The following is a 23,759-nucleotide window of genomic DNA, read 5'->3' as shown; positions in this document are numbered from 1 at the left end:
GGATTGCTTAAACCGGCGATCCGGTACGTAACTGCTGTAACAAACGCTCCACGGGGGCCGCCAGTCCGACCGATGGCGGCTGCGCTAAGTTATACCAGAGCGCGTTGCCTTCATCCATGCATGAAACGAATGAAGACACGGGAAGCCACATGGGCACAATATCCAAATGGAAATGGCTAAAAGTATGGCGAAACGCGTTAAGCTGGGTCAGCTTATTCGCATTGATATTTCGCTGCGCCAGCCACTCCTGCAGAGCATCTTCATCTTCAAACTGCGGGAAACAGTATAAACCACCCCACAGGCCGCTTGGTGGACGCTGCGCCAGCAGAACCTCGTTCTCATGTTGCAGCAGCAGGAAATAACCTGTGCGCTCCGGCAACGTCTGCTTCGGCTTCTTGCCAGGATAGAGCGACCAGCTGTCATTGGCGGCGGCAATGCAGCCATTTTGCAGCGGACACAGTGAACATTTAGGCTTTGAGCGGGTGCACACCATCGCCCCCAGGTCCATCATCGCCTGGTTGAAGCGCTCCACATCCTGGGCAGGCGTAACCTGTTCGCTCAGATCCCACAGTCGTTTCTCAACCTCTTTTTTACCCGGCCAGCCGCTAACAGCATAGCAGCGCGCCAGCACGCGCTTGACGTTGCCGTCGAGAATCGGAAAATGTTTACCCAAAGAGAGTGAGAGCACCGCCCCAGCGGTTGAGCGACCGACGCCTGGCAGCGCCGCCACTTCGTCAAAGGTTTGCGGGAAGACGCCGCCATGCAGCGTGGTAACCTGCTGTGCGGCTTTATGCAGATTACGCGCCCGGGCGTAATAACCCAGACCGGTCCACAGATGCAGCACCTCATCCAGCGGGGCGTCAGCAAGATCCGTCACCGTCGGGAAATGCGCCATAAAGCGTTCAAAATAGGGGATAACTGTCGCAACCTGCGTCTGTTGCAACATAACTTCCGAGAGCCATACTTTGTAAGGCGTCTTGTCAATTTGCCAGGGCAGGGTTTTCCGCCCGTATTTATCGTACCAGTCCAGAACCTGGGCTGAAAATTGAGACGCTTGCATGGTCACCAAATTCTTCATTGTTGGGGGCCAGATTGCAGCACAGAGGCAACGGGGTGTAAACCGGAACTTTCCGCAGCTCAGTGTCTTCCTTTACTTGCATCCGGCAACTAACTTTGGATAATGCCCGTTTTCAGACCTCAATCACAAGCAGACTTACTTTTATGAAAAACGACGTCATCTCACCGGAATTTGATGAAAACGGTCGCCCGCTGCGCCGGATTCGTAGTTTTGTTCGTCGCCAGGGACGACTGACGAAAGGACAGGAGCACGCGCTGGAAAACTACTGGCCGGTGATGGGCGTTGAATTCAGCGAGGAATACGTGGATTTCGCCGCGCTGTTTGGCCGTGAAGGGCCAGTGACGCTTGAGATTGGTTTTGGCATGGGCGCTTCGCTGGTGGCCATGGCGAAGGCGCGTCCGGAACAAAATTTCCTTGGCATTGAAGTCCATTCACCGGGGGTCGGCGCATGTCTGGCATCAGCCCATGAAGAGGGCGTCGGGAATCTGCGAGTGATGTGCCATGATGCGGTCGAAGTGCTGCATAAAATGATTCCTGACAATTCTTTATCCATGGTTCAGCTCTTTTTCCCTGACCCGTGGCATAAAGCACGTCATAATAAACGCCGTATCGTTCAGGTACCGTTTGCAGAGCTGGTGAAAAGCAAGCTGAAGCTGGGTGGCGTATTCCACATGGCGACTGACTGGGAAGCCTATGCGGAGCACATGCTTGAAGTGATGTCCTCCATTGACGGGTACAAAAATCTGTCAGAGAGCAACGATTATGTACCGCGCCCGGAATCGCGCCCGGTAACCAAATTTGAACAACGTGGTCATCGTCTTGGCCACGGCGTATGGGACTTAATGTTCGAGAGGGTGAAATAATGGCAAAGAACCGTAGCCGTCGTTTGCGTAAGAAAATGCACATCGACGAGTTCCAGGAATTAGGATTTTCGGTTGCATGGCGTTTCCCGGAAGGTACATCTGGAGAGCAGGTTGATAAAATCGTCGATGACTTTATCAACGACGTTATCGAGCCGAACAAACTGGCGTTTGACGGCAGCGGTTATCTGGCCTGGGAAGGTCTGATCTGCATGCAGGAAATCGGTAAGTGCACTGAAGAACATCAGGCTGCCGTGCGTAAATGGCTGGAAGAGCACAAACTTGAAGAAGTCCGCACCAGCGAACTTTTCGACGTTTGGTGGGACTAATAAAGCAAAGGGTCGGCAAATGCCGGCCCGATTTGTCTTGAGGGAAAGTTATGATGCGCAAAACGCTGCTGGCGGCAGTTCTTTCGTTAACGGCGATGGCCGCTCACGCAGATTATCAGTGCAGCGTCACGCCACGTGACGATGTCATTCTGAGTCCGCAAACGGTGCAGGTGAAGGGTGAAAACGGCAATCTGGTGATTACGCCGGACGGCAATGTGATGTACAACGGCAAGCAGTACACGCTGAACGCCGCGCAGCGCGAACAGGCGAAAGATTACCAGGCGGAGCTGCGTAGCGCGCTACCGTGGATCGACGAGGGTGCCAGAGCTCGCGTGGAAAAAGGTCGCGTGGCGCTGGACAACATTATTGCTAAAGAGGTCGGCGAGAGCAGTAAGATGCGCGGACGTCTGACCAAACTGGATGCGCAGCTGAAAGAGCAGATGAACCGCATTATTGAACATCGCACCGACGGTCTGACTTTCCACTATAAAGCGATCGATCAGGTTCGTGCTGATGGGCAACAGTTGGTGAACCAGGCGATGGGCGGCATTTTGCAGGACAGTATCAACGAAATGGGGGCGAAGGCGGTGCTCAAAGGGGGCGGCAATCCGCTTCAGGGCGTGCTGGGTAGCCTCGGCGGACTGCAAACTTCGATTCAAAGCGAATGGAAGAATCAGGAAAAAGACTTCCAGCAGTTTGGTAAAGATGTCTGTAGTCGCGTTGTCACGCTGGAGGACAGCCGCAAAGCGCTGGTCAGTACGCTTAAATAATTTTTTTTATTAAACAACGGCACAGATCGCGTCTGTGCCGTTTTTTTTGTCTCTTTACCGCGTTTTGGTATCTACCTCTAAGTTTAACAATCCGAAAAATATATTTGTCTGGTTAATTGGATGTCGTCACATTATTCGTCTGTGGCATTGGGATAATGCGGCAAATTCACGTAAATGGAGAAATAACATGGAGTTTTTCAGGAAAACGACACTTGCCGCACTGGTTATGGGGTTCAGCGGCGCAGCCTTCGCTTTACCTAACGTCACTATCTTAGCGACCGGCGGAACGATTGCCGGGGGCGGTGACTCTGCAACAAAATCAAACTATACCGCGGGTAAAGTTGGCGTAGAAAATCTGGTTAATGCTGTTCCTCAATTGAAAAATATTGCTGTTGTTAAAGGTGAGCAGGTCGTCAATATCGGTTCTCAGGATATGAACGATGACGTCTGGCTGACCCTGGCGAAAAAAATTAATACCGAGTGTGATGAAACCGATGGTTTTGTTATCACTCACGGCACCGACACCATGGAAGAGACCGCTTATTTCCTCGACCTGACCGTTAAGTGCAACAAGCCGGTTGTGCTGGTCGGCGCAATGCGCCCGTCGACGTCGATGAGCGCGGATGGTCCGTTCAACCTCTATAACGCAGTCGTCACGGCGGCAGATAAAGCCTCTGCGAATCGAGGTGTGCTGGTAGTGATGAATGACACCGTGCTTGATGGTCGCGATGTGGCTAAGACCAATACGACCGATGTGGCAACCTTTAAGTCTGTTAACTACGGACCGCTGGGCTATATCCATAACGGAAAAATCGACTATCAGCGTACACCTGCGCGTAAGCACACCACTTCCACACCGTTTGACGTCTCTAAGCTGACCGCGCTGCCGAAGGTGGGGATTGTTTATAACTATGCTAATGCTTCCGATCTTCCGGCTAAAGCGTTGGTGGATGCGGGTTATGACGGGATTGTCAGCGCGGGCGTTGGCAACGGCAACCTGTATAAAACTATCTTCGATACTCTGGCGACGGCCGCGAACAAAGGCACGGTTGTGGTGCGTTCTTCCCGCGTACCAACCGGCGCAACGACTCAGGATGCCGAAATTGATGATGCGAAGTACGGCTTTGTCGCTTCTGGATCTCTGAATCCGCAGAAGGCACGCGTACTGTTGCAGTTAGCCTTGACGCAAACGAAAGATCCAAAACAGATCCAGACCATGTTTAATCAGTATTAATTTCTGGGTTGTATACTCTGAATAATTCGAGTTGCGGGACAAAACGCGTCGTCGTTTTGAACAGCGCTGGCCCCGAAGGGGCGAGTAACAAAGCCAACGCACCAGCAACTTGAAGTATGACGAGTATAAAGGGATCATAACGTCGTTAATCATGCCCGGTAAGCGAGAACGCTACCGGGCATTTTGCGATTACATCAATCCCAGCAGTTGCGGGACAAACAGCGATATTTGCGGAATGTAGGCGATCATCATTAATGCGATAAACAATGCGGCATAAAACGGCAGCAGCGGTTTAATTAAATGCTGAATTTTCACGCCGGATATTGAACATCCTACAAACAACGCACTGCCTACAGGTGGTGTCAGTAAGCCAATGCACAGGTTCGCGACCATCATGATGCCGAAATGCACCGGATCCATACCCAGTTCCTGAGCGATGGGCAGGAAGATCGGTGTGAAAATCAGCACCGCAGGCGTCATGTCCATAAAAATGCCCACAATCAGCAGCACGATATTGATCAGTAAAAGAATGACCCATGGATTATCTGAAATCCCCATCAGCGTGTCGCTGATCATATACGGGATATCGGCATTGGTCATCGCCCATGACATCCCGACAGAGAAACCGATTAACAGTAAAACGATGGATGTCGTCACTACCGATTCAAGGATCAGTTTGGGTAAATCGCGCCATTTCACTTCACGATAAATGAGAACAGAGAGGATAAACGTATAGACCACCGCGATGGCTGATGCTTCCGTAGCAGTAAAGATCCCCCCGAGAATTCCCCCCATCACGATGATGACCAACAGCAAGCTTGGCAGCGCATCCAGAAATGCTTTCAGCGCCTGAGCGCAGGTCGGTCTTTCGGACAGCGGATAGCCCCGCTGTTTTGCGATAATCGCGCAGACGACCATGATCGCAAGCCCCATCAGAAGACCGGGCAGATATCCGGCCATGAACAGAGACGCAACAGAGACGCCGCCAGCGGTCAGTGAAAAAACGATCAGAACGTTTGAAGGGGGAATTAACAGCCCGGTAATACAAGAAGAGACGTTAATGGCGGTAGAAAACGCCGGATCGTATCCCTGTTTGGTTTGAATCGGATTGAGCGTTCCGCCCACGGCCGCCGCCGCCGCGACGGCGGAGCCGGAAATGGAGCCGAACATCATATTCGCCAGGACGTTGACATGCCCGAGTGAGCCAGGCACGCGGCCTACCATTACCTGCGCCAGGTTAATCAGACGAATGGCAATCCCCCCGCTGTTCATCAGCGTTCCGGCAAAAATAAAGAAAGGAATAGCCAGCAGGGCGAAGTTATCCAGTCCGTTGGCCAGCCTCTGCGACACCGTTATCACGGCAATGTCCCAGGGGAACATCAGCAGCATTGAGGCGACGGTGGCAATGCCTATCGAGAAAGAGATTGGAACACCAACAAAAACCAAAATAAAGAAGCAGCCAAAAAGGGTGAGCGCAATATAGCTATCCATCAAATTGTTCCCTCATGAGGTTGTCTCAGTTGGTGGATACTCTGATGAATAAACCAGAGCGCATAAAACATCATGACTGCGCCGCTAATCGGCAGAATAAAATAGACATAACCCATGGGGATCTGCATGGCTGCCGAGACCTGCGACGTCGCCAGCGTCTTGTTAATCAGCTTGATCCCCCCGGTCACGATAACTGAACCGGCGAAGCTGAATATCAATAAGTTAATGAATAAATTAAGCAATGCCTGCTTGTGTTTACTCAGCGAAAGAGAGAGCAGATCGATTGAAAGGTGACGCTGAGCGCCTACGGTATAGGCCGCGCCTAATAATCCAACCCATATCATCAAAAAGCGCGCTAACTCATCGGTAAGCGTGCTTGGCTGGTTAAGTACGTAGCGACTGAATACCTGCCAGACGACACACCCCACCAACGCAATCATGACAAGAATAGAAAATGCGGCAATGATGCGGTCTACCGCAAGTTTAAGGCGGTTAAATATCATTGAGAGAGTCCTGAGCAAATGGGGGCGGAGACTGGCCCCCAAAAGTGATTGTTATTGCGCTACATTCTCAAATTTATCCAGCAGAGCAGCCTGTTTTGGATCTTTTCTGAAATCATCAAACAATGGCTGAACGGCCGCACGGAAAGGGGCTTTGTCGACTTTCACAATTTCGCCTCCCTGGGCTTTCGCCTGAGCACGGGTTTCGCTGTCGATTTTTTCCCACAATTTTTGCTGATAAGCTTCTGAATTTTTTGCCGCAGAGGTCAGAATATTCTGTTGCTCTGGGGTTAACTTATTCCATGTTTTCGTCGAGATAACCAGGAAATCGGGAATAGAAGCATGTTCATCTTCTGAGAAGACTTTGGCTATCTCAATGTGGCGGGTCTGCACCCATGAAGGAACATTATTTTCTGCGCCATCAACAACGCCTTGCTGCATCGCGGTATAAACTTCGCCAAAAGAAATTGGCGTGGGGGAGCCTCCCATCAATTCGATCATTTTAATGGTCGTTGGGCTTGCCTGGACGCGAATTTTCAGCCCTTTTAAATCTTCTGGTTTAGTGATGGGTTTTTTGGCATAAAAACTCCGGGTCCCTGCCACATAAGCAGACAGGGCAAAGAATCCTTTGTCTTTTGTCGAGTCCATAATCTCTTTACCGACTTCCCCAAAGACGACGTTATTAAAGTGCGCCTGATCTTTGAATAAGAACGGTAAATTATAAATAGCATAAGTATTATCAAAGGATTCCAGGTCACTGGCGGAACCTTTTGTCATATCCAGTGCGCCATTTTGCAACAGCTCCATTGTTTCTCTGGCGTTGCCCATTTGGCTACTGGGATAAATACGAATCACCATATTACCGTCAGACAGCTGTTTAACCTCTTTCGCTAACTCTTCAAAAGCCTGGTGAACCACATGGCTACGTTCCAGGTTGTGAGCCAGTTTCAATGTGACCTTCTCTGCGGCATTGACACCCGTGCTAAGCAGCGCCAACAGGGAGGCACACACGAGTGAACGGGAAAACGCAGCAATTTTCATAAGTAAACTCCTAGCTTTTGAGAACCGAAATTGGTTGATATCTAAAGGCTGATAAACCAACGTTGTATGATAAATCGATGTAGTTGTCGGACATCTATCCGCTATCTTAATCACAAAACATGGAGGTACCAGGAGTTTGATCTAATTTTGTGCGCTGCACTGTATATATTTATTTCGTATTTTTTAATTTTATTTATCAATATAAATAATGATCAGCTTTATTATTCATGAATAATTGTCAAAGAGCTCGGCTTAACCGAATATATCCGTCATAATTCAAGCTGCAGGTGCGTTGGCTTTGTTACCCGGCCTTCGGCCTCGCCCCTTCAGGACCAGCGCAAGCGCTGTTCAAACGACGACGTGTTTTGTCCCGCAACTCGAATTATTTAGGGTGTAGATGCTATATATGCTGGAAGGAAAATATGCGCCGCAGACGCATCATCGGGTGATGCCAACGTCACGCTGAAATGCCCGATAAGCCTTGCGCTATCGGGTATTTCAGGCTTTGTCATCACCCGCAGCAAAGACTATTGCGCAAGAAACAGTTCAAGAAGAGAGTTTAAAAACAGCTTGCCATGATGGGTAATTTGCCAGGAATGCTCGCATTCGGTCAGATAGCCCTGGGCGATGGCTTTATCGATCTCTTTGCGAATCACCTCTTCTGCAAGCCCGGTATACTGGGTGAACTCGCTGCGTGGCGCAGCCTCCAGCAGGCGGAAGCGGTTCATAAAGAATTCAAACGGCTTATCTGCCTGTTCCACATCCCGCTGGCTTTCCAGATAACGTCCCTGCATATAGCCACGCGGATGACGCGTTTTGGTGGTGCGCAGAATACGTCCGTCCGGGAAGGTCACCTTCCCGTGCGCGCCGCAGCCTATACCCAGATAATCGCCAAAGCGCCAGTAATTCAGGTTGTGCTGACACTGATAGCCCGGCTTTGCATAGGCTGACGTTTCATACTGCTGATACCCTGCGGCAGTCAACAGCTGGTGGCCCTGCTCGAAAATATCCCACAGCGCGTCGTCGTCAGGCAATACCGGCGGGCGCGAGCCAAACAGGGTGTTGGGTTCAATGGTCAACTGATACCAGGAGAGATGAGGGGGATTGAGCGCAATAGCCTGTCGGAGGTCATCCAGCGCCTCTTCCAGCGTCTGGTCCGGCAAACCGTGCATCAAATCAAGATTGAAGCTGCGCAGCCCCAGCCCGCTCGCCAGGTTCGCCGCACGCTTTGCTTCTTCCGGGCCATGAATACGCCCGAGTTTCTTCAGCTTTGGCTCGCTGAAGCTCTGTACGCCAATGGAGATGCGATTCACCCCGGCGCGCTGGTAGTCGACAAAGCGATCGGCCTCTACCGTTCCCGGATTCGCTTCCATCGTGATTTCCGCATCCGCTGCCAGATTCAGACGTGCGCGCACGCCGTCCAGCAGCATTTGCATCGCCGGGCCAGAAAGCAGGCTCGGCGTACCGCCGCCAATAAAAATGGTCTTCACTTCACGTCCCTGGGCGTAGGCGGCGTCAGCATCCAGATCGTTCAACAAATGCTGAACATAGTCGTCGTGCGGAACTTCACCTTTCAGCGCATGCGAGTTGAAATCGCAGTACGGGCATTTTTGTACGCACCACGGAATGTGAATATAAAGACTCAGCGGCGGCAGCTTAACCATTACGTAAGGCTTCCAACAGCAGCTTCAGCGCCTGCCCGCGATGAGAAATCGCACTTTTTTCTTCACGAGTCAGTTCGGCCGCTGTTTTCCCTTCTGACGGAACGAAGAAGATCGGATCATAGCCAAAGCCACCGTTACCCGCAGCTTCACGGGTAATGACGCCAGGCCAGCTCCCGTGGCAGACCAGCGGTGTCGGATCGTCTGCGTGGCGCATATACACCAGGACGCAGTGGAAGCGCGCCTGGCGCTTATCGTCCGGTACATCCCGCATTGTCAGCAGCAGCTTTTCAAGATTCTTCTGGTCCGTGGCGTCTTCGCCAGAATAGCGAGCGGAATAGATCCCCGGCGCACCGCCCAGCGCATCAACCGCCAGGCCAGAGTCGTCGGCAATGGCGGGCAGACCGGTAACCTGTGCAGCATGGCGTGCTTTCAGAATTGCATTTTCAATAAACGTCAGGCCGGTCTCATCGGCGGAATCAACCCCAAGATCCGTTTGCGCCACGACATCAAGCCCGAAATCGCTCAGAAGCGAAGCAAGCTCACGCACTTTACCGGCATTGCCGGTAGCGAGGACAACTTTTTGCATAGGATACCTAATCTGTTAGCGCCGCAATCTCTGGCGGAATTTGTTGCGGATGAATGATTTTAACCTGTTTATGGCGGCCCAGTTCGCCCTTTTCAATGACGACCTGGCTTTTCGCCACCCGAAACTGCTTGCCGAGAAACTTCACCAGGTGGCTGTTGGCCTGGCCGTCTACCGGCGGCGCGGTAATGGCGACTTTCACTTCGTCGCCATGTAAACCGACAATACTGTCACGGCTGGCTTTCGGCTGGATGTAAAGCCGTAAAACCAGCCCGTCATCGCAGGGTGTTACGGCACTCATAGCGCCATCCACAATCCTGGCAGCAGCATATTACCGGTGGCTTGCAGAACCTCGCCAATACCCATGTTGATGACATACAGCAGCAGCACCAGAATCATCGGCGAAAAATCGATGCCGCCCATCGCCGGGAGCAGACGACGAATCGGACGTAACAGCGGGTCGGCAAGCTGAATCAGCACATACTCGATTGGGCTACGCCCCTGGCTTACCCAGCTCATGATTGCCATTACCAGCAGCACCCAGAAGATCAGTAAACCAATGGTCTTCAGAACAATCAGTACCGCCGCGATCCACATGATTGGCAGGAAGGTGACGACTTTAAACAGCGCAATAGCTTTGATAAAGCTGAGGATAAATGCCACCAGCAACGATGCGCTGTCGACTGGCCCCATAGGGGGAATAATCCGGCGCAGCGGCCCAATAATGGGCTGGGTCACTTTCACCACGAACTGGGAGAAAGGGTTGTAAAAATCACAGCGGGCCCACTGCATCCACACGCGCAATAACAGCACCATGGTGTACAGCTCAATTACCGTTGAGAGCAGGAAGGTCAACGTATTCATGCGTTCCTCAGTTTTCCTTAATTTTTTGTGTAATCACGTGCACCAAAGATAGCGGTGCCGATGCGCACCATCGTGCTACCCGCCGCGATAGCGGCATCCATATCATCCGACATCCCCAGTGATAAGGTGTCAATGTCAGGGTAGCGCGTTTTCAGCCCGGCAAATGCTACAGCCATTTGCTGTGCAACTTCAAACTGCCTTACATAATCTGACTCAGGCGCCGGGATTGCCATCAGACCGCGCAGACGAATGTGCGGCAGTCTGGCGACCTCAGCGGCCAGCGTGTCCAGCTCAGCAAGAGGAATACCTGATTTGCTGTTCTCATCGCTGATGTTGATTTGAATCAGCACGTTCAGCGGCGGCAACTCAGCCGGACGCTGCTCGCTCAGACGCGTGGCAATACGCAGACGATCGAGGGTATGACACCAGTCGAAGTGCTCAGCCACCAGGCGGCTTTTGTTGGACTGTAAAGGGCCAATAAAGTGCCATTGCAGGTCTTCCGTTCCCAACGCCTGAAAATGGCGGATTTTTTCCACTCCCTCCTGCACGTAGTTTTCACCAAAAGCACGTTGCCCTGCGGCAATCGCTTCTTCGATGGCGCTCGCAGGTTTGGTTTTACTTACTGCAAGCAATGTAACTTCTTCTGAAAGCCGCCCGCAACGCATTGCAGCGGCTGAGATTTTGTCCCGGACCTGTGCCAGGTTATGCGCGATATCGTTCATTTTCCGAGGATGTTTGTATGAATATGGAAGAAATTGTGGCCCTTAGTGTAAAGCATAACGTCTCGGATCTACACCTGAGCAATGCATGGCCTGCGCGATGGCGAAAACGGGGAGGAATGGAACTTGCGCCAATCGTCGTTCCCGATGTTGACGCATTACTGAGGCAATGGCTTGACGACGCGCAGCGGGCCGCGTTACGAAGGCATGGGCAAATTGATTTTGCGGTTTCTCTGACCGGCAACCTGCGTCTGCGAGCCAGTGCGTTTGCCCAACGCCAGGGAACGTCGCTGGCGCTACGGCTGCTCCCGGTCAGTTGTCCTGCGCTTGAGGAGCTACAAACCCCTTCGGCGTTGCCCGATTTGCTCGCCTGCGAGAACGGGCTGATTCTGGTGACTGGCGCAACCGGCAGCGGCAAATCCACCACTCTGGCGGCCATGGTCGGCTATCTCAACCAACATATTGATGGGCATATCCTGACGCTGGAAGATCCCATTGAATACCTTTATACCAGCCAGCGCTGTCTGATCCAGCAGCGTGAAATCGGCGTGCATTGTTCCTCGTTTGCCGCAGGGTTACGGGCGGCTCTGCGTGAAGATCCGGATGTGATTCTGCTGGGCGAACTGCGCGACAGCGAGACGATCCGCCTTGCGCTGACGGCAGCGGAAACGGGGCATCTGGTGCTGGCAACGCTCCATACGCGCGGTGCGGCGCAGGCGGTGGAGCGGCTGGTGGATACCTTTCCCGCGCAGGAAAAAGATCCGGTGCGCAGCCAGCTGGCGGGCAGCCTGCGGGCGGTCATTTCGCAAAAACTGGAGCGTGATAAACAGGACGGGCGCGTGGCGCTGTTTGAATTACTGATCAATACGCCAGCGGCAGGAAACCTGATCCGCGAAGGGAAAAGCCACCAGCTACCCCAGGTGATCCAGACCGGACAGCAGGTGGGGATGATGAGCTTTGCCCGGAGCCTGCAACAGCGGCAGGCCCAGGGCCGGCTTTAGCGAATGTTGAGCGAATAAACGGCGGGTAATGCCCCGGCGGTGGCGACGATTTCCAGGCGGATCTCGCTAAACTGCTGTGGGTGAGCAAAACGGTGCTGACATACGGAGTGACGGTTGTTAGTCACCTCGGCAAGCAGCGCGTTATCGCCCCACAGACGGTAGTGTGTAATGCAGTGAGGCGTCACGGCGCGAGGGTGGCCCATTTGTACCGTTTCCATCGCGTTGTCAAAGTCGTTGTCCTGCACCAGCGTCAGGCTGCGCACGGTTTTTGGCGCGTTCCAGCGCCAGATGGCGACAGGCTGAACGTCATTTACATCCGGAACCCAGCCGTTTGCCTGTTGTTCCGGACGCAAACGACCGTTCAACAGATTGTTGCGGCTAAAGCAGTTCAGCGGTGTGTCCAGGCGCAGGGCCGGCATTACCTGATGTGGATGACGGCGTGGCAGCCAGAAATCAAAGGCATCGACCCCGTAATCGGCGTCAGGTAACTGGCGGGTATGTTTTGCCACCCGGGCGTTCAGACTGTTAAACACGGTCATGATGCCGGGCAGATGCGTGTCGGTCAGGGCAATCTCAACGTCGCTCAGGACGGGAAAGGCAATGAACACATACCGATCGCGATCGCAAAGCCAGTCGAAAGCGCAACGATATTCCCCGCTGCCGTGTACCTCAATTGCGCATTCTGCATAGTGCTGCTCCGGAGTAAAGTTACCTGCTTTGTCCGCGCCGAGCAGCGAAACGGTGAACGATTGTGGCGTGTCGGCACGCAGTTGGAAGGACATTGCTGGCAGCTTGTCTCCCGCCTTTACGGGAAGCAGTAGCGCCATCCGCTCACCCAGCGGGAGCCATTGGCCGTTTGGGGGAAGGGTCGAAATCATGTACTCGCTGCTGGTGGTGACGGTAGCCCCCAGCGCCGGATCGTCCAGCCACTGGCGAGGTATGTAGCAGCCGTTTGCCTGCAGATGCTGTTGCAGACGAGTCACGTGGTCGTGGCTGGCAAGCGCCTGCGGCGTCAGCTGCTGCTGGTGGCATAATGCCGCAGCCCGTCCGACAACCTCGCCAAGAAGTCCACAGGTGCACATAACCCGGGCGCTGCCAAAGGCGACGTGAGAGGCGGAAATCAGACGTCCGGTGAGAAACAGGTTATCCAGCGAGCGGCTATAGAGACTGCGTAGCGGAATAGTGTAAGTGCCTTTGCTGTGGAACTGGCGGCAGCTGTCATGGGTGCTGTAGACGCCGTCCGCCGGATGCAGGTCGATGGACCAGCCGCCATAGCCTACGGCATCGTAGTGATCCCGTTGCCCGATAATATCCTGCTGGCACAGCAGATGGTCGCCCATAAAACGGCGGCTTTCCCGCTTGCCGGGGATTGCGCCAACCCATTCAATGGTCATCTTCTCTGCTTCGGGGAATTCGCCGGAGTTCTTGATGTGATCCCAGACGCCCCAGACGATCTTCCACAGTTCCCATTTGATCGTCTCGCTTTCATAAACCGTGTCGAGACGGCCACCCCACTCCAGCCACCACAGATCGCAACCGTTCAGGGTGGAGGTCAGGCGCTTATAACGCGGGATTGTGGTGATATCGTCGAGCGCGAAAGAAGGGGGGACGAACGTCACCGGATTGGCCGTCGTTTTGGTGTAAAAATAGATGGAATGACCAAGCTTGTGACCGAAGTGTTCGCCGGGGGCCATTTTTTCGTCCAGTTCTTCCGGCTCTTCTGCGCCTTCGCGAAACTCTGCGCCTGCCAGATAACCGAGCACGCCGTCACCGGTGGCATCGCAGAACTGACGGGCTGACAGGGTGTAGAAAGTTTCATTGATGGCATTGAAGGCTTTGACCTGGTGAATACGCTGCTGCTGTTTTTCCACCTCGTACACCGCGGTATTGAGCAATAAGGTTAGCCCGGGCTGGCTTTTGGCCATATCCAGCAGCAGCAGATCGAACATTATCGGGTTGCCCTCTTTGTTGCGCCACAGGTTCTCTTCCATGATTTCGCCCATGATGCCGCCTTCGCGCGCCCAGCGATTGTTGTTCCCCATATGCGAGGTTGCGCCGTTGGCCCACAAACGGACCTCGCTGGAGGCGTTCCCTCCGAGGACGGGACGATCCTGCACCAGAATGACCTGCAGGCCATCCCGTGCCGCAGCCAGTGCGGCACAAAGCCCGGCAAGTCCGCCGCCAGCGACGACGAGATCGGCGTGCAGGGTCCGGGAAGGGAATGTTCTTGAGTCACATTGAGTAAAGCGTTGCATAGCCTTGTATCCTTCGGAACTGGCGGTAAAATTGAAAACCTGTTGAAGCTAAAGCGAAGCCACTGCGCATGTCATCCCAACCGAATCAAAGTCTGATAGATGGCATCCGCTGTCTGCAATATCTGGTCTCCAGCGGACGTGCTATTGGCTGTCGCGAACTGGCCCGGCTGATGGGCATCAACACCACGCGGGTGAACCGACTGCTGATGACGATGGCCTCCATCGGACTGACCATGCAGGATGAACATCGTCGCTACCTGCCGGGGCCGGGCATTCACGCTCTTGCTGCTCAGGCCATTCGTGGCTCGGCGCTTTTCTCCCACGCTTTGCCTCTACTCGAGCACTACGCGCCGAAAGATATCGTGGTCGCGCTGGGAGTACTCTGGGAAGACCAGGTAATCTATATCTATCACTCCAGACCCGGAGCGCAGATAAGTCAGGCGCTGGCCGGATTTCATATGCTCCCCGCCTGGCAATCCGTTATCGGCATGGCGCTACTGGCGGCGGAAAGCGATGAGTCTCTTGTAAAGCGTTTTACGCCGGAACAGTGGCTCAACCTGGCGCCTCACGTCGAACAGCAGCGTCGCCAGGGGCACGTTGTCTGGCACCACGCCGACGGTGAAGTCTCAATGGCGCAGCCGCTGGGTGCACACTCTGCGGCGCTGGCCTTTGCCGGGATGTGGCAGGTTGACGACGTCATCGTCGCGGCACGTTTAGCAGAGCTTAAGTCGCTGAACCAGCGCATCACTCAATAGCATTACGGGTAGTAACGTCAGCCCTTATCAGGGGACAGAGAATCTGTCTGATAAGGGGAACGACCTCATGCGCTTCATCATATGTTTCTTTTATAGAAACATTCCCTGAATTGCAAAAGATCCTGCTGTGAACTGTGAGCAGGATCGAAGGATTAGCCTGAAGGGGGGGTTAGTAGCCCTGTTCGAAGTAGCTTTTGAGGATGATAACCGCAGAGGCAGAGTCAATCCTGCCTTTGTTGAGCGCGCGATATCCGCCCTGCTCAAACAGGCCGGAGCGGGCTTCAACGGTGCTGAGACGTTCATCATGCAGCGTGACCGGCACGCCAAAACGACCGTGAATGCGGTTGGCGAACTTACGCGCGCGGACAGTCAGCGGCTGTTCGGTGCCGTCCATATTTAACGGCAGGCCGACAATGATCTCGTCCGGTTGCCACTCTTTAAGCAGCCGTTCAATGAGGTTCCAGTCGGGTGTACCATCCTGCGCCTTAAGAGCGGGCAAGGGACGCGCAGTGCCGGTAACCCGCTGACCAATGGCCACGCCAATACTTTTGGTGCCAAAATCAAAAGCCAGTAATGTTTCACTCATCAGGCATGTCCCGCCACGCTCGGCATGGTCAGAATATCAATGCCGATCAGTTTAGCGGCCTCGCGCCAGCGGTCGGCAATCGGCGTTTTGAACAGGATGTTGAGATCGGCTGGCGCAGTGAGCCAGGCGTTATCCAACAGTTCCTGTTCCAGCTGGCCTTTATCCCATGAGGCGTAGCCCAACGCCACCAGTACTTCAGAGGGCTGCTCCTGTGTACCGATAGTTTCAAGCACATCGCGGGAGGTGGTGATCACGGTGTTATCCGAAATGCGAATACTGGATGAGAAACGAGAGGGCGGGGTATGCAGAATAAATCCACGGTCATCCGCCAGCGGGCCGCCGAGCATCACTGCTTTATCCAGACGAATCGCCGGATCGCGCGGTTCGGGGGTAATCTTCAGCTTTTCCAGAATCCCTTCAATTTGTAGATTTTCCAGGGGCTTATTAACAATAATTCCCATCGCGCCATCTTCATTATGTTCGCAAATGTACACCACGGAGCGGCGGAAAATCGGATCCTGGAGAGCAGGCATGGCAATAAGAAAGTGATGCTGTAAATTCATTGTCAGAGGTTCTGTTTCCTGGTTCAAAAAAGCAACAATGTGCAGTATGCGGTGAAACGATGGTGCTGTCACTCTCAGTCTTAGCGGGTTCCCTCCCGCCGGTGACGATTAAACGTCTTTGCCGGATAGCGACTTTGCCTTATCCGGCCTGCGATTCTGCGCATTCCTGGCGCTTTACTTTTGCAGACGAGCCTCAATGGCGTCCATCAGCATTCCGGTAATGGAGACAGGGAACTCCGCTTCAATCTCGCGAATACAGGTTGGGCTGGTGACGTTAATCTCGGTCAGACGATCGCCGATGATATCCAGACCCACAAAGATCAGACCTTTGGCTTTCAGCGTCGGCCCAATGCGGCGGGCGATTTCCAGGTCGCTGTCGGTTAACGGACGTGGTTCACCGCGCCCACCGGCGGCCAGGTTGCCACGGGTTTCGCCACCCTGCGGGATACGCGCCAGGCAGTACGGCACCGGCTCGCCATCCACGACCAGTACGCGCTTGTCGCCGTCTTTAATCGCCGGCAGATAGTTCTGCGCCATGCAGTAACGGGTACCATGTCCGGTCAGCGTTTCGGCAATCACGCCGAGGTTTGGGTCGCCTTCCTTCACGCGGAAGATGGACGCGCCGCCCATACCGTCCAGCGGCTTGAGGATGATGTCGCTGTGCTTCTGCCAGAAGGCCTTCAGCTGCGCTTTGTTGCGGGTAACCAGCGTTTCCGGCGTCAGGTCAGAGAACCAGGCGGTGAACAGTTTTTCGTTACAGTCACGCAGGCTCTGCGGCTTGTTGACGATAAGCGTGCCTTTCTCTTCTGCGCGTTCCAGAATGTAGGTGGCGTAGATGAACTCGGTGTCAAACGGCGGATCTTTACGCATCAGAATAACGTCGAGGTCGGCCAGCGGCAGATCCTGTTCAGCGGTAAATTCGTACCATTTGTCATAGTTCTGCTCCACGCTCAAAGTGCGCGTGCGGGCGCGGGCTTCACCATTGATCAGATAAAGATCGGCCATCTCCATATAATGAAGTTCGTAACCACGACGTTGCGCTTCCAGTAGCATAGCGAAGCTGGAATCTTTCTTGATATTGATGCTTGTGATGGGATCCATCACGATGCCGAGCTTGATCATTATTCTTCTCCGTTAGCCCAGATCGCCAAAACGCACCTGCAGCGCGGTAATGGCGGTGAGCGCAGTTGTCTCAGTACGCAGAACGCGAGGTCCTAACAGGATATCAGTAAACTGGTAGCGTGCGGTCATGGCAATTTCATCTGCAGAGAGGCCGCCTTCCGGGCCAATCAACAGACGAATACGTTCTACCGGCAGCGGCAATGTATTGATACTGGCGTGGGCAGCGGGGTGGAGATTCAGCTTCACCCCTTCATCCTGCTCTGCGCACCAGGCTTCGAGATCCATTGCCGGGCGGATTTCCGGCACGCGGTTACGACCGCACTGTTCACAGGCCGCGATAGCGATTTTCTGCCACTGCTGGCGCTTTTTGTTCAGACGCTCATTATCCAGTTTAACGCCGCAGCGCTCAGAAAAAAGTGGCGTAATGAGGCTTACACCCAGTTCGATCGATTTCTGGATCGTGAACTCCATTTTTTCCCCACGCGACACCACCTGGCCGAGGTGAATGTGCAACGGGGATTCACGATCGTCTGTTTCGCCGTTGAGCACTTTCACTTCTACGCTTTTTTTGGTGGCGCTGGTGATTTCAGCATCAAATACCTGATTACTGCCGTCAAACAGTTGCAGCGCCTGACCTGGCCCCATACGCAGTACGCGACCGATATGATTGGCGGCGTCTTCGCACAGCGCAATCTGGCTGCCGGAGGTGATGGGTTCGGGGTGGAAAATGCGGGGAATGCGCATAGTTAAAAATCCGCGTCATATCCCCACGCACGGGTGAGCGTGGGGAGGTTAAAAATGAATCTCGCTAGTGTAGGTTAGCTCTTTTGCGCCTGGCAAGCGCGTTGCACGTATGGGTTAGGATTTCCCTGCACCTTTGCAATACGTTCGTTGCGCTCACACTCCCACTCAGTGACCGGATACGTCTTATTCCAGGCGTTGAAGAGCTGGGTTTGCTGATGGGAAAGGGTCAAATTGTACTGGTCGCGCATATAGAAGTAAGTGCGTGCAATTGCGCCGCGCGCGCGGGCTGGGGGTTCCGCGATCTTCTCTTTAAAATTGACCTTCATGGCGCACTGTCCGTACTGGCCTTCGCCTCCGTTCCACTGGCTGTACATGAAGTTACCGCGATCGCCATTCACCTCGCCAACGGCGGGTTGCAGGTTATGCATGTCGCTTTCCATTTTGCGATAGACCGGATCTTTGGCGCAGTTTTTTCGGCCGCCATCCTGCCAGCACTGACGCTGGTGGCCAAACTGCCAGGCAGGCACGACATGTTCCCACTCAATTCTGCTGGCGCGGTTTTCATTTTTACGCACTTTGTAGCCGCAGGAGTCGAGGTCCACGACCCCTTTTTTCCCCTGCCAGTTAATTTTACACCCGCAGTAGAAATCGCCTGGCGCATCGGCATTAATTTTAACCCCGGCGCTCCTGGCCTGTGAGAAACTGTTGATCCCTTCGGCCAGTGCCTGGCCTGAAAATACCGCTGCCAGACTCGCAGCGACAAAAATGATATTACGGTACATCACGAACTCCGTGTCAAAACGAGCCCGCAACGTAGCGAAAGTTGCTCAGGTATGCAATCAGCCAGATCAGGAAAACTCCTGATTGTTCAATTAATTATTCGGCAACCAGCGCTTCGCCACATCGAATGCAGCGATAGGTGGCCTCGCCGCGCACCACCCGATTGTGGCGGCGAATGGTCAGCTGATGTTCCTGACACTTGCAACGGTAGGGGAAGGTTTTACGGCGTACGGACTGTAGCTCGAACTGATGCGTTCGTCTGGCCGGGACGCCCAGCACGCTCTCCATCATCCACTTCCACTCCTTGCCGTGGGGGGCTTTTCTTCCAAAGTGTTTCCACACCAGCAAATGCGCCAGTTCATGAGGCACCACCTCTTCAACGAATGCCTCGATATTTTCCATCAGCAGCACCGGATTGAGGCGGATTTCATAGCTTTCCAGCCAGGCGGTCCCCGCTGAGGTACCACGCTGTTGGTAGACGAGCTTCGGTTCCGGGTAGTGCCGTTCAAGCTTTTGGTTTGCCAGGGCGAGTTTTTCCCGCAGGCTGCGCATTACGGCTTGCTGGACGGCGATAGGGAGACGGGAGGTTTTCATAACGCCAGAGGATAATGGGTAAAAAAGACGTCTGCAACTCACTCCTGAGGATATGCGGGAAAACGAAGGGAAAAAATATGATTCCCATCGGCAAAGCGGTAGCTCACAGAACCTGAATGCAATTCCATGATCGCTTTCACCATCGATAACCCAAGACCATAACCCGGGGAATGACGTGCGTTATCGCCGCGCCAGAAACGATTGAACAAATTATCCGGGGCAGCGAATGGCTCACCCGGATTGATAATCTCAATGATTTTCTCACCGTCTCCGGACTGGGTGACTATATGGATGGTGGCGTTATTCGGTGAGTAGCGGATCGCATTACTGAGCAAATTTAATAATACTCTTTGTAGCAATATCCGGTCGGCCTGAACATTGCCGTCACATGAAGTGGTAAAAGCGATCTCCTTTTCTTCCGCTTCATATTCCAGAAAATCAGTGAGACTCCCGATCAAATCAGCCTGAGAAATAGCCTCTTTTTTTAGCATGATATTGTTATGTTCTGCTCGCGCCAGGAACAGAATATTTTCGGTCAGGCGAGACAATCCCTCAAGCTCTTCGATATTGTTCGCCAGAGCCTGCTGGTATTCCTCAACGGTTCGTTCTTTACTCAGCGTTACCTGATTATGACCAAGAAGAATATTTACGGGGGTTCGTAACTCGTGCGCCAGATCGTCAGCAAATTGATTCAGTCGCCTAAAATCTTCAGCCAGCTTTTGACGCATGATATTCAATGCGCTCCCTAATGGTTTTAGCTCCACGGGGAGAGTATTTTCATTTAATGGCTGGCTAAGCCCGCGGCTGTCCATTTTAGCGGTTAACTTGCTCAGGGAGACTATCGCTTTCAGGCCATTCTTAATCAATAAAGGACTAAGAACAGAACAGACGATAATGGCGATAATAGAGATTAAGATACTGTTATATCGGTACTGCTCCAGCATATACCGTCGTTCCGAAGCCAGCCTGGCGACGGTGATCGTCACCGGCGTGCCATGACTCTCTGCGGCTATCCGCACTGCTGAAAGCTGCGTACCTGCGATATCGCTTTTGCCAATCTTTTCGAGGGTCGGTTCTTTGAGGACTGAAAGCGAGTCCAGCCTGCCTGGATTAACGCCAGTATGGTTTACGGAAATACGCTCTCCGGCAGGGGAATGGATAAGCAGAATATCCTGACGAGTATCCATCATACGATTAAAATAGAGAGGGAGATTTTCCGCTTTAGCGCCATCCGCTAACAGTTGTCTGATTTGTTCGGCCCTGTTAATCAGGGTGACATCATCTCGCCACGTTAATTCATTGCTCAGCGCCCGGTATAAAGTCCAGCTAATACCGGCACAGACCAGCGTCAGAATGAGGACAAATGAGAGGGTCAGACGTAACGTTATGGATAGTTCAGGCTTCATTCTGTTCATCTGTCATAAATCTGTAGCCCATTCCTCTGACGGTGCCGATCAATTTCGTCTGGAAAGGGTCATCAACTTTTGCCCGCAGGCGACGTATAGCAACATCAACCGTATTGGTCTCATTATCAAAATTAATTCCCCATACTTCACTGGCAATCACCGCCCTGGGAATAATTTCACCGGCTCTGGATAACAGCAGCCATAACAGGAGAAATTCTTTACGGGTTAACGTAATCGCTTTACCGTCCCGGATGACGCTTTGTTTACTGGAGTCCATCTCCAGCCCGCCAGCCCGCAGACACGTGTGGGAAACGCTGTTATTTCTGAGCTGAGCGCGCACTCTCGCCAGCAGTTCAGCGAAGGAGAACGGCTTAACCAGGTAGTCATTAGCCCCTGATTCTAACCCTTTCACCCTGTCCTCCACCGCATCGCGGGCGGTAAGACAAATAACCGGCGTCTGGTGTGCTGTTCTGATCGCTTTCAGCACCTGCCAGCCATCCAGTCCCGGAAGCATAATATCCAGAATGATGAGGGCATAAGGTTCCTGCAAAGCGATGCGTAATCCTTCTCTACCCTCACTCGCACGATCCACAACATAGCCTGCTTCGGTCAGGCCCTGGCTTACCCAGTCGCTGGTTTTCTGGTTATCTTCGATAAGGAGAATCTTCATGAATTCACTATGTCATAAGCGCCGGAGCAGGTGTAAAAATATCATCAATAATGACAAAAATGTAATGCTGATGTCAGGTCAGCGCTGAGTGGCTCATATACAGTTGTTGTGTCTACGTTAACATGGAGCGACAAATGAAAAAATATATCCTGACTGCATTAATCCTGTCTGCAATTTCAGCACCATCGGTGGTTATGGCGGCAACCAATAATATTTTGAGTGTACATATTCTCGATCAGCAAACCGGTAAGCCTGCAGCGAATGTTGAAGTCGTTCTGGAGCAAAAGAATAAGGAAGGGTGGCAACAATTAAATACCGGTCATACTGACAAGGATGGCAGAATTAAAGCATTATGGCCTGAGCAGCAAGCCAAACCAGGCGATTATCGTGTGACATTCAAAACTAAACCTTATTTCGACAGTAAGAATCAGGAGAGTTTTTTCCCGGAAGTTCCCGTGGAGTTTCATATCAGTAAAGCAGACGAACACTATCATGTCCCTTTGTTGCTGAGCCAGTATGGTTACTCAACGTATCGGGGAAGTTAACGGTAGATGAAAGAAAAGAAAGGCCTCCTCTTAACGCAGAGAAGGCCTTTTTAAGATTAGTCGTGAGCGCCGATTTCGCGCAGTTTGCGACCTTTCATCAGGTTACGCTCAATGTGTTCCAGAGAGACGTGTTTGGTTTCCGGCACCAGCCAGATGGTCAGGATGATAAAGAACAGGTTCAGACCGGCGTAAACCCAGAAGGTATTCGCATTGCCCAGCGTGTTGAGCATGGTCAGGAACGTTGCGCCGACGATCATGTTGGCGATCCAGTTGGTTGCGGTAGAGCAGGTGATACCGAAATCACGACCTTTCAGCGGCTGGATTTCAGAGCACAGTACCCAAATCAGCGGACCGGCGCTCATCGCGAAGCCGATAATGAACATCAGCAACATGGCGATCGCGAAGTACTGAGCGGACGGGGAGTGAATGCCGATGTGCATCATGGTGCCGAGAATACCCATCCCGACGGCCATGACCAAAAAGCCCAGCGTCAGCGTCGGTTTACGACCCCAGCGGTCAACAAGGCCGATTGCGATGAAGGTTGCCAGCACGTTAGTCAGGCCAACAATCACCGTCCCCCACATTTGTTCGTTGGTGTTGGTGTACCCGGCCAGTTCAAAGATTTTTGGCGCGTAGTACATGATGACGTTCATCCCGGTGAACTGTTGCATAACCTGGAGCAGTACGCCGAGAAACACCGCGCGACGGAAATTGCTGTTCTCTTTAAACAACGCCCAGCCGCTCTGTTTTACCTGCAGGCTTTCGCGGATTTCGTCCAGTTCACGTTTGGCTTCTGCGCTGGTATCACGCAGGCGTAGCAGCACACGTTCGGCATCGACAAAGCGGCGTTTCGCCGCATACCAGCGCGGGCTGTCCGGCAGGAAGAAAACGCCAATCAGCAAAAGGATCGCCGGGATGATGATCACGCCCAGCATCCAGCGCCATGCTCCGCTATAGCTGAAGGCGGTATCGGACAGATAAGCGCCGAGGATCCCGATGGTGATCATCAACTGATACATGGAGATCATGCTGCCGCGGATTTTTTCCGGGGCGATCTCAGACAGATAGAGCGGCGCGGTATAGGAGGCGACGCCAACCGCCAGACCCAGCAGAACGCGGGAGATAATCAGGACTTCAACGTTAGGGGCCGCTGCGGAAAACAGCGAACCTGCAACAAACAGGATCGCACCAATCATCAGGCTTTTTTTACGGCCAAGTTTAAACGAGAGCCAGCCGCTGCCGACGGCGCCGACCGCCGCACCAAACATCATCGAGCTGACGACCCACTCCTGAGTGTGTGCAGTAATCTGGAATTCATCGGTGATGAAGGGCAGGGCGCCAGCAATAACGCCGATATCCAGGCCAAAAAGTAATCCTGCCAGGGCTGCAAGGAAACAGACAAAGAATGTCATCGCCTTATTTGAACGCCCCTGTTTTTTATTGTCAGGCATGATGCCCTCCGATTGGGTTATTAGTTTTATCAATGTAAAGGGTAAGTGAGCGACCCGTAAAAATATGTGATATGAATCACATTGGTGTAATCGGTTACACTAATTGTTAACTGTAAATATAATTAAGACTTTGAAAATATAGCGTTAAATTATT

At 52.9% G+C, this 23,759-nt stretch carries 26 protein-coding genes; 7 read left to right on the top strand and 19 right to left on the bottom strand.

Annotated elements, in window-relative coordinates:
• Positions 1–7: 7 nt before the first annotated feature.
• Positions 8–1,060 (bottom strand): A/G-specific adenine glycosylase, encoded by a 1,053-nt coding sequence (gene mutY / locus C3432_RS15155; protein ID WP_103777413.1) that lies wholly within the window; start codon positions 1,058–1,060, stop codon positions 8–10.
• Between the two features lie 161 nt (positions 1,061–1,221).
• On the opposite strand from mutY, the gene trmB reads away from it, so the two are divergent.
• From trmB to ansB, 4 genes are all read left to right on the top strand, one after another.
• Complete coding sequence (trmB, locus tag C3432_RS15145) at positions 1,222–1,941, top strand: tRNA (guanosine(46)-N7)-methyltransferase TrmB (RefSeq protein WP_103777411.1); 720 nt, start codon at positions 1,222–1,224, stop codon at positions 1,939–1,941.
• Positions 1,941–2,267, top strand: coding sequence for a YggL family protein (locus tag C3432_RS15140; protein WP_103777410.1), 327 nt, complete (start codon positions 1,941–1,943; stop codon positions 2,265–2,267). Before trmB ends, C3432_RS15140 begins: the two co-directional genes overlap by 1 nt.
• Positions 2,268–2,317: 50 nt before the next feature.
• Positions 2,318–3,037, top strand: coding sequence for a YggN family protein (locus C3432_RS15135; RefSeq protein WP_103777409.1), 720 nt, complete (start codon positions 2,318–2,320; stop codon positions 3,035–3,037).
• A 187-nt stretch (positions 3,038–3,224) separates the two neighbouring features.
• Complete coding sequence (gene ansB, locus C3432_RS15130) at positions 3,225–4,271, top strand: L-asparaginase 2 (RefSeq protein WP_103777408.1); 1,047 nt, start codon at positions 3,225–3,227, stop codon at positions 4,269–4,271.
• 189 nt (positions 4,272–4,460) lie between these two features.
• Here ansB and C3432_RS15125 read toward each other — a convergent pair whose 3' ends face one another.
• From C3432_RS15125 to C3432_RS15090, 8 genes are all read right to left on the bottom strand, one after another.
• Positions 4,461–5,762, bottom strand: coding sequence for a TRAP transporter large permease (locus C3432_RS15125; RefSeq protein WP_103777407.1), 1,302 nt, complete (start codon positions 5,760–5,762; stop codon positions 4,461–4,463).
• The gene (locus C3432_RS15120; RefSeq protein ID WP_103777406.1) at positions 5,762–6,265 is read right to left on the bottom strand and encodes a TRAP transporter small permease; all 504 of its coding nucleotides are present in this window, start codon (positions 6,263–6,265) and stop codon (positions 5,762–5,764) included. The genes C3432_RS15125 and C3432_RS15120 overlap by 1 nt, the downstream gene beginning before the upstream one ends.
• Positions 6,266–6,316: 51 nt before the next feature.
• A complete protein-coding gene (locus tag C3432_RS15115; RefSeq protein WP_103777405.1) occupies positions 6,317–7,303 on the bottom strand; it encodes a TRAP transporter substrate-binding protein in 987 nt (328 codons plus the stop codon).
• Between the two features lie 527 nt (positions 7,304–7,830).
• On the bottom strand, positions 7,831–8,967 hold the full coding sequence (gene hemW / locus C3432_RS15110) for a radical SAM family heme chaperone HemW (protein ID WP_103777404.1): 1,137 nt from the start codon (positions 8,965–8,967) through the stop codon (positions 7,831–7,833).
• Positions 8,960–9,553 (bottom strand): XTP/dITP diphosphatase, encoded by a 594-nt coding sequence (locus C3432_RS15105; protein WP_103777403.1) that lies wholly within the window; start codon positions 9,551–9,553, stop codon positions 8,960–8,962. The genes hemW and C3432_RS15105 overlap by 8 nt, the downstream gene beginning before the upstream one ends.
• Before the next feature lie 7 nt (positions 9,554–9,560).
• Positions 9,561–9,851 (bottom strand): DUF167 family protein YggU, encoded by a 291-nt coding sequence (gene yggU / locus C3432_RS15100; protein ID WP_003027101.1) that lies wholly within the window; start codon positions 9,849–9,851, stop codon positions 9,561–9,563.
• Complete coding sequence (locus C3432_RS15095; RefSeq protein ID WP_103777402.1) at positions 9,848–10,414, bottom strand: YggT family protein; 567 nt, start codon at positions 10,412–10,414, stop codon at positions 9,848–9,850. Before C3432_RS15095 ends, yggU begins: the two co-directional genes overlap by 4 nt.
• A 17-nt stretch (positions 10,415–10,431) precedes the next feature.
• The gene (locus tag C3432_RS15090) at positions 10,432–11,136 is read right to left on the bottom strand and encodes a YggS family pyridoxal phosphate-dependent enzyme (RefSeq protein WP_103777401.1); all 705 of its coding nucleotides are present in this window, start codon (positions 11,134–11,136) and stop codon (positions 10,432–10,434) included.
• 17 nt (positions 11,137–11,153) lie between these two features.
• Between C3432_RS15090 and C3432_RS15085 the strand changes: the two genes are divergently transcribed.
• Positions 11,154–12,134, top strand: coding sequence for a type IV pilus twitching motility protein PilT (locus C3432_RS15085; protein WP_103777400.1), 981 nt, complete (start codon positions 11,154–11,156; stop codon positions 12,132–12,134).
• Here C3432_RS15085 and C3432_RS15080 read toward each other — a convergent pair.
• Positions 12,131–14,389, bottom strand: a complete 2,259-nt coding sequence (locus tag C3432_RS15080) for an FAD-dependent oxidoreductase (protein ID WP_103777399.1) — start codon at positions 14,387–14,389, stop codon at positions 12,131–12,133. The genes C3432_RS15085 and C3432_RS15080 overlap by 4 nt on opposite strands.
• Positions 14,390–14,457: 68 nt before the next feature.
• Between C3432_RS15080 and C3432_RS15075 the strand changes: the two genes are divergently transcribed.
• Entirely contained in the window at positions 14,458–15,144 is a 687-nt protein-coding gene (locus tag C3432_RS15075; protein ID WP_103777398.1) for an IclR family transcriptional regulator domain-containing protein, read from the top strand.
• Between the two features lie 169 nt (positions 15,145–15,313).
• Here the strand turns inward: C3432_RS15075 and ruvX are convergent, their stop codons facing one another.
• The 8 genes from ruvX to hprR all read right to left on the bottom strand — a co-directional run bounded on the left by ruvX (position 15,314) and on the right by hprR (position 21,609).
• The gene (ruvX, locus tag C3432_RS15070) at positions 15,314–15,730 is read right to left on the bottom strand and encodes a Holliday junction resolvase RuvX (RefSeq protein WP_103777397.1); all 417 of its coding nucleotides are present in this window, start codon (positions 15,728–15,730) and stop codon (positions 15,314–15,316) included.
• Positions 15,730–16,293, bottom strand: coding sequence for a YqgE/AlgH family protein (locus C3432_RS15065; protein ID WP_103777396.1), 564 nt, complete (start codon positions 16,291–16,293; stop codon positions 15,730–15,732). The genes ruvX and C3432_RS15065 overlap by 1 nt, the downstream gene beginning before the upstream one ends.
• 174 nt (positions 16,294–16,467) lie before the next feature.
• A complete protein-coding gene (gene gshB / locus C3432_RS15060) occupies positions 16,468–17,415 on the bottom strand; it encodes a glutathione synthase (protein WP_103777395.1) in 948 nt (315 codons plus the stop codon).
• Between the two features lie 12 nt (positions 17,416–17,427).
• On the bottom strand, positions 17,428–18,159 hold the full coding sequence (rsmE, locus tag C3432_RS15055; protein WP_103777394.1) for a 16S rRNA (uracil(1498)-N(3))-methyltransferase: 732 nt from the start codon (positions 18,157–18,159) through the stop codon (positions 17,428–17,430).
• Between the two features lie 74 nt (positions 18,160–18,233).
• Positions 18,234–18,941 (bottom strand): deoxyribonuclease I, encoded by a 708-nt coding sequence (gene endA, locus C3432_RS15050; RefSeq protein WP_103777393.1) that lies wholly within the window; start codon positions 18,939–18,941, stop codon positions 18,234–18,236.
• 94 nt (positions 18,942–19,035) lie between these two features.
• Entirely contained in the window at positions 19,036–19,533 is a 498-nt protein-coding gene (locus C3432_RS15045) for a SprT family zinc-dependent metalloprotease (RefSeq protein ID WP_103777392.1), read from the bottom strand.
• Positions 19,534–19,571: 38 nt separating this feature from the next.
• The gene (locus C3432_RS15040) at positions 19,572–20,939 is read right to left on the bottom strand and encodes a heavy metal sensor histidine kinase (protein ID WP_103777391.1); all 1,368 of its coding nucleotides are present in this window, start codon (positions 20,937–20,939) and stop codon (positions 19,572–19,574) included.
• Positions 20,929–21,609 (bottom strand): response regulator transcription factor HprR, encoded by a 681-nt coding sequence (gene hprR / locus C3432_RS15035; RefSeq protein ID WP_103777390.1) that lies wholly within the window; start codon positions 21,607–21,609, stop codon positions 20,929–20,931. Before hprR ends, C3432_RS15040 begins: the two co-directional genes overlap by 11 nt.
• A 134-nt stretch (positions 21,610–21,743) precedes the next feature.
• On the opposite strand from hprR, the gene hiuH reads away from it, so the two are divergent.
• Complete coding sequence (hiuH, locus tag C3432_RS15030; protein WP_103777389.1) at positions 21,744–22,154, top strand: hydroxyisourate hydrolase; 411 nt, start codon at positions 21,744–21,746, stop codon at positions 22,152–22,154.
• A 56-nt stretch (positions 22,155–22,210) separates the two neighbouring features.
• Here hiuH and galP read toward each other — a convergent pair whose 3' ends face one another.
• Positions 22,211–23,626, bottom strand: a complete 1,416-nt coding sequence (galP, locus tag C3432_RS15025) for a galactose/proton symporter (RefSeq protein ID WP_258041625.1) — start codon at positions 23,624–23,626, stop codon at positions 22,211–22,213.
• Between the last annotated feature and the right edge of the window lie 133 nt (positions 23,627–23,759).

Source organism: Citrobacter amalonaticus (assembly GCF_002918555.1).
Classification (GTDB): domain Bacteria; phylum Pseudomonadota; class Gammaproteobacteria; order Enterobacterales; family Enterobacteriaceae; genus Citrobacter_C; species Citrobacter_C amalonaticus_A.
The sequence above is the reverse complement of the archived record's forward strand: the minus strand, read 5'-3'. Positions and strand labels throughout refer to the sequence as shown.

Coding starts and splice junctions, on each gene's coding strand:
- C3432_RS15095 (WP_103777402.1), bottom strand. CDS start 10,414: ATGAATACGTTGACCTTCCTGCTCTCAACGGTAATTGAGCTGTACACC.
- ansB (WP_103777408.1), top strand. CDS start 3,225: ATGGAGTTTTTCAGGAAAACGACACTTGCCGCACTGGTTATGGGGTTC.
- C3432_RS15105 (WP_103777403.1), bottom strand. CDS start 9,553: ATGCAAAAAGTTGTCCTCGCTACCGGCAATGCCGGTAAAGTGCGTGAG.
- rsmE (WP_103777394.1), bottom strand. CDS start 18,159: ATGCGCATTCCCCGCATTTTCCACCCCGAACCCATCACCTCCGGCAGC.
- C3432_RS15125 (WP_103777407.1), bottom strand. CDS start 5,762: ATGGATAGCTATATTGCGCTCACCCTTTTTGGCTGCTTCTTTATTTTG.
- C3432_RS15115 (WP_103777405.1), bottom strand. CDS start 7,303: ATGAAAATTGCTGCGTTTTCCCGTTCACTCGTGTGTGCCTCCCTGTTG.
- hprR (WP_103777390.1), bottom strand. CDS start 21,609: ATGAAGATTCTCCTTATCGAAGATAACCAGAAAACCAGCGACTGGGTA.
- yggU (WP_003027101.1), bottom strand. CDS start 9,851: ATGAGTGCCGTAACACCCTGCGATGACGGGCTGGTTTTACGGCTTTAC.
- endA (WP_103777393.1), bottom strand. CDS start 18,941: ATGTACCGTAATATCATTTTTGTCGCTGCGAGTCTGGCAGCGGTATTT.
- C3432_RS15080 (WP_103777399.1), bottom strand. CDS start 14,389: ATGCAACGCTTTACTCAATGTGACTCAAGAACATTCCCTTCCCGGACC.
- C3432_RS15075 (WP_103777398.1), top strand. CDS start 14,458: ATGTCATCCCAACCGAATCAAAGTCTGATAGATGGCATCCGCTGTCTG.
- C3432_RS15090 (WP_103777401.1), bottom strand. CDS start 11,136: ATGAACGATATCGCGCATAACCTGGCACAGGTCCGGGACAAAATCTCA.
- C3432_RS15045 (WP_103777392.1), bottom strand. CDS start 19,533: ATGAAAACCTCCCGTCTCCCTATCGCCGTCCAGCAAGCCGTAATGCGC.
- hemW (WP_103777404.1), bottom strand. CDS start 8,967: ATGGTTAAGCTGCCGCCGCTGAGTCTTTATATTCACATTCCGTGGTGC.
- C3432_RS15140 (WP_103777410.1), top strand. CDS start 1,941: ATGGCAAAGAACCGTAGCCGTCGTTTGCGTAAGAAAATGCACATCGAC.
- C3432_RS15065 (WP_103777396.1), bottom strand. CDS start 16,293: ATGAATTTACAGCATCACTTTCTTATTGCCATGCCTGCTCTCCAGGAT.
- gshB (WP_103777395.1), bottom strand. CDS start 17,415: ATGATCAAGCTCGGCATCGTGATGGATCCCATCACAAGCATCAATATC.
- mutY (WP_103777413.1), bottom strand. CDS start 1,060: ATGCAAGCGTCTCAATTTTCAGCCCAGGTTCTGGACTGGTACGATAAA.
- C3432_RS15135 (WP_103777409.1), top strand. CDS start 2,318: ATGATGCGCAAAACGCTGCTGGCGGCAGTTCTTTCGTTAACGGCGATG.
- ruvX (WP_103777397.1), bottom strand. CDS start 15,730: ATGAGTGAAACATTACTGGCTTTTGATTTTGGCACCAAAAGTATTGGC.
- trmB (WP_103777411.1), top strand. CDS start 1,222: ATGAAAAACGACGTCATCTCACCGGAATTTGATGAAAACGGTCGCCCG.
- C3432_RS15040 (WP_103777391.1), bottom strand. CDS start 20,939: ATGAAGCCTGAACTATCCATAACGTTACGTCTGACCCTCTCATTTGTC.
- hiuH (WP_103777389.1), top strand. CDS start 21,744: ATGAAAAAATATATCCTGACTGCATTAATCCTGTCTGCAATTTCAGCA.
- C3432_RS15085 (WP_103777400.1), top strand. CDS start 11,154: ATGAATATGGAAGAAATTGTGGCCCTTAGTGTAAAGCATAACGTCTCG.
- C3432_RS15120 (WP_103777406.1), bottom strand. CDS start 6,265: ATGATATTTAACCGCCTTAAACTTGCGGTAGACCGCATCATTGCCGCA.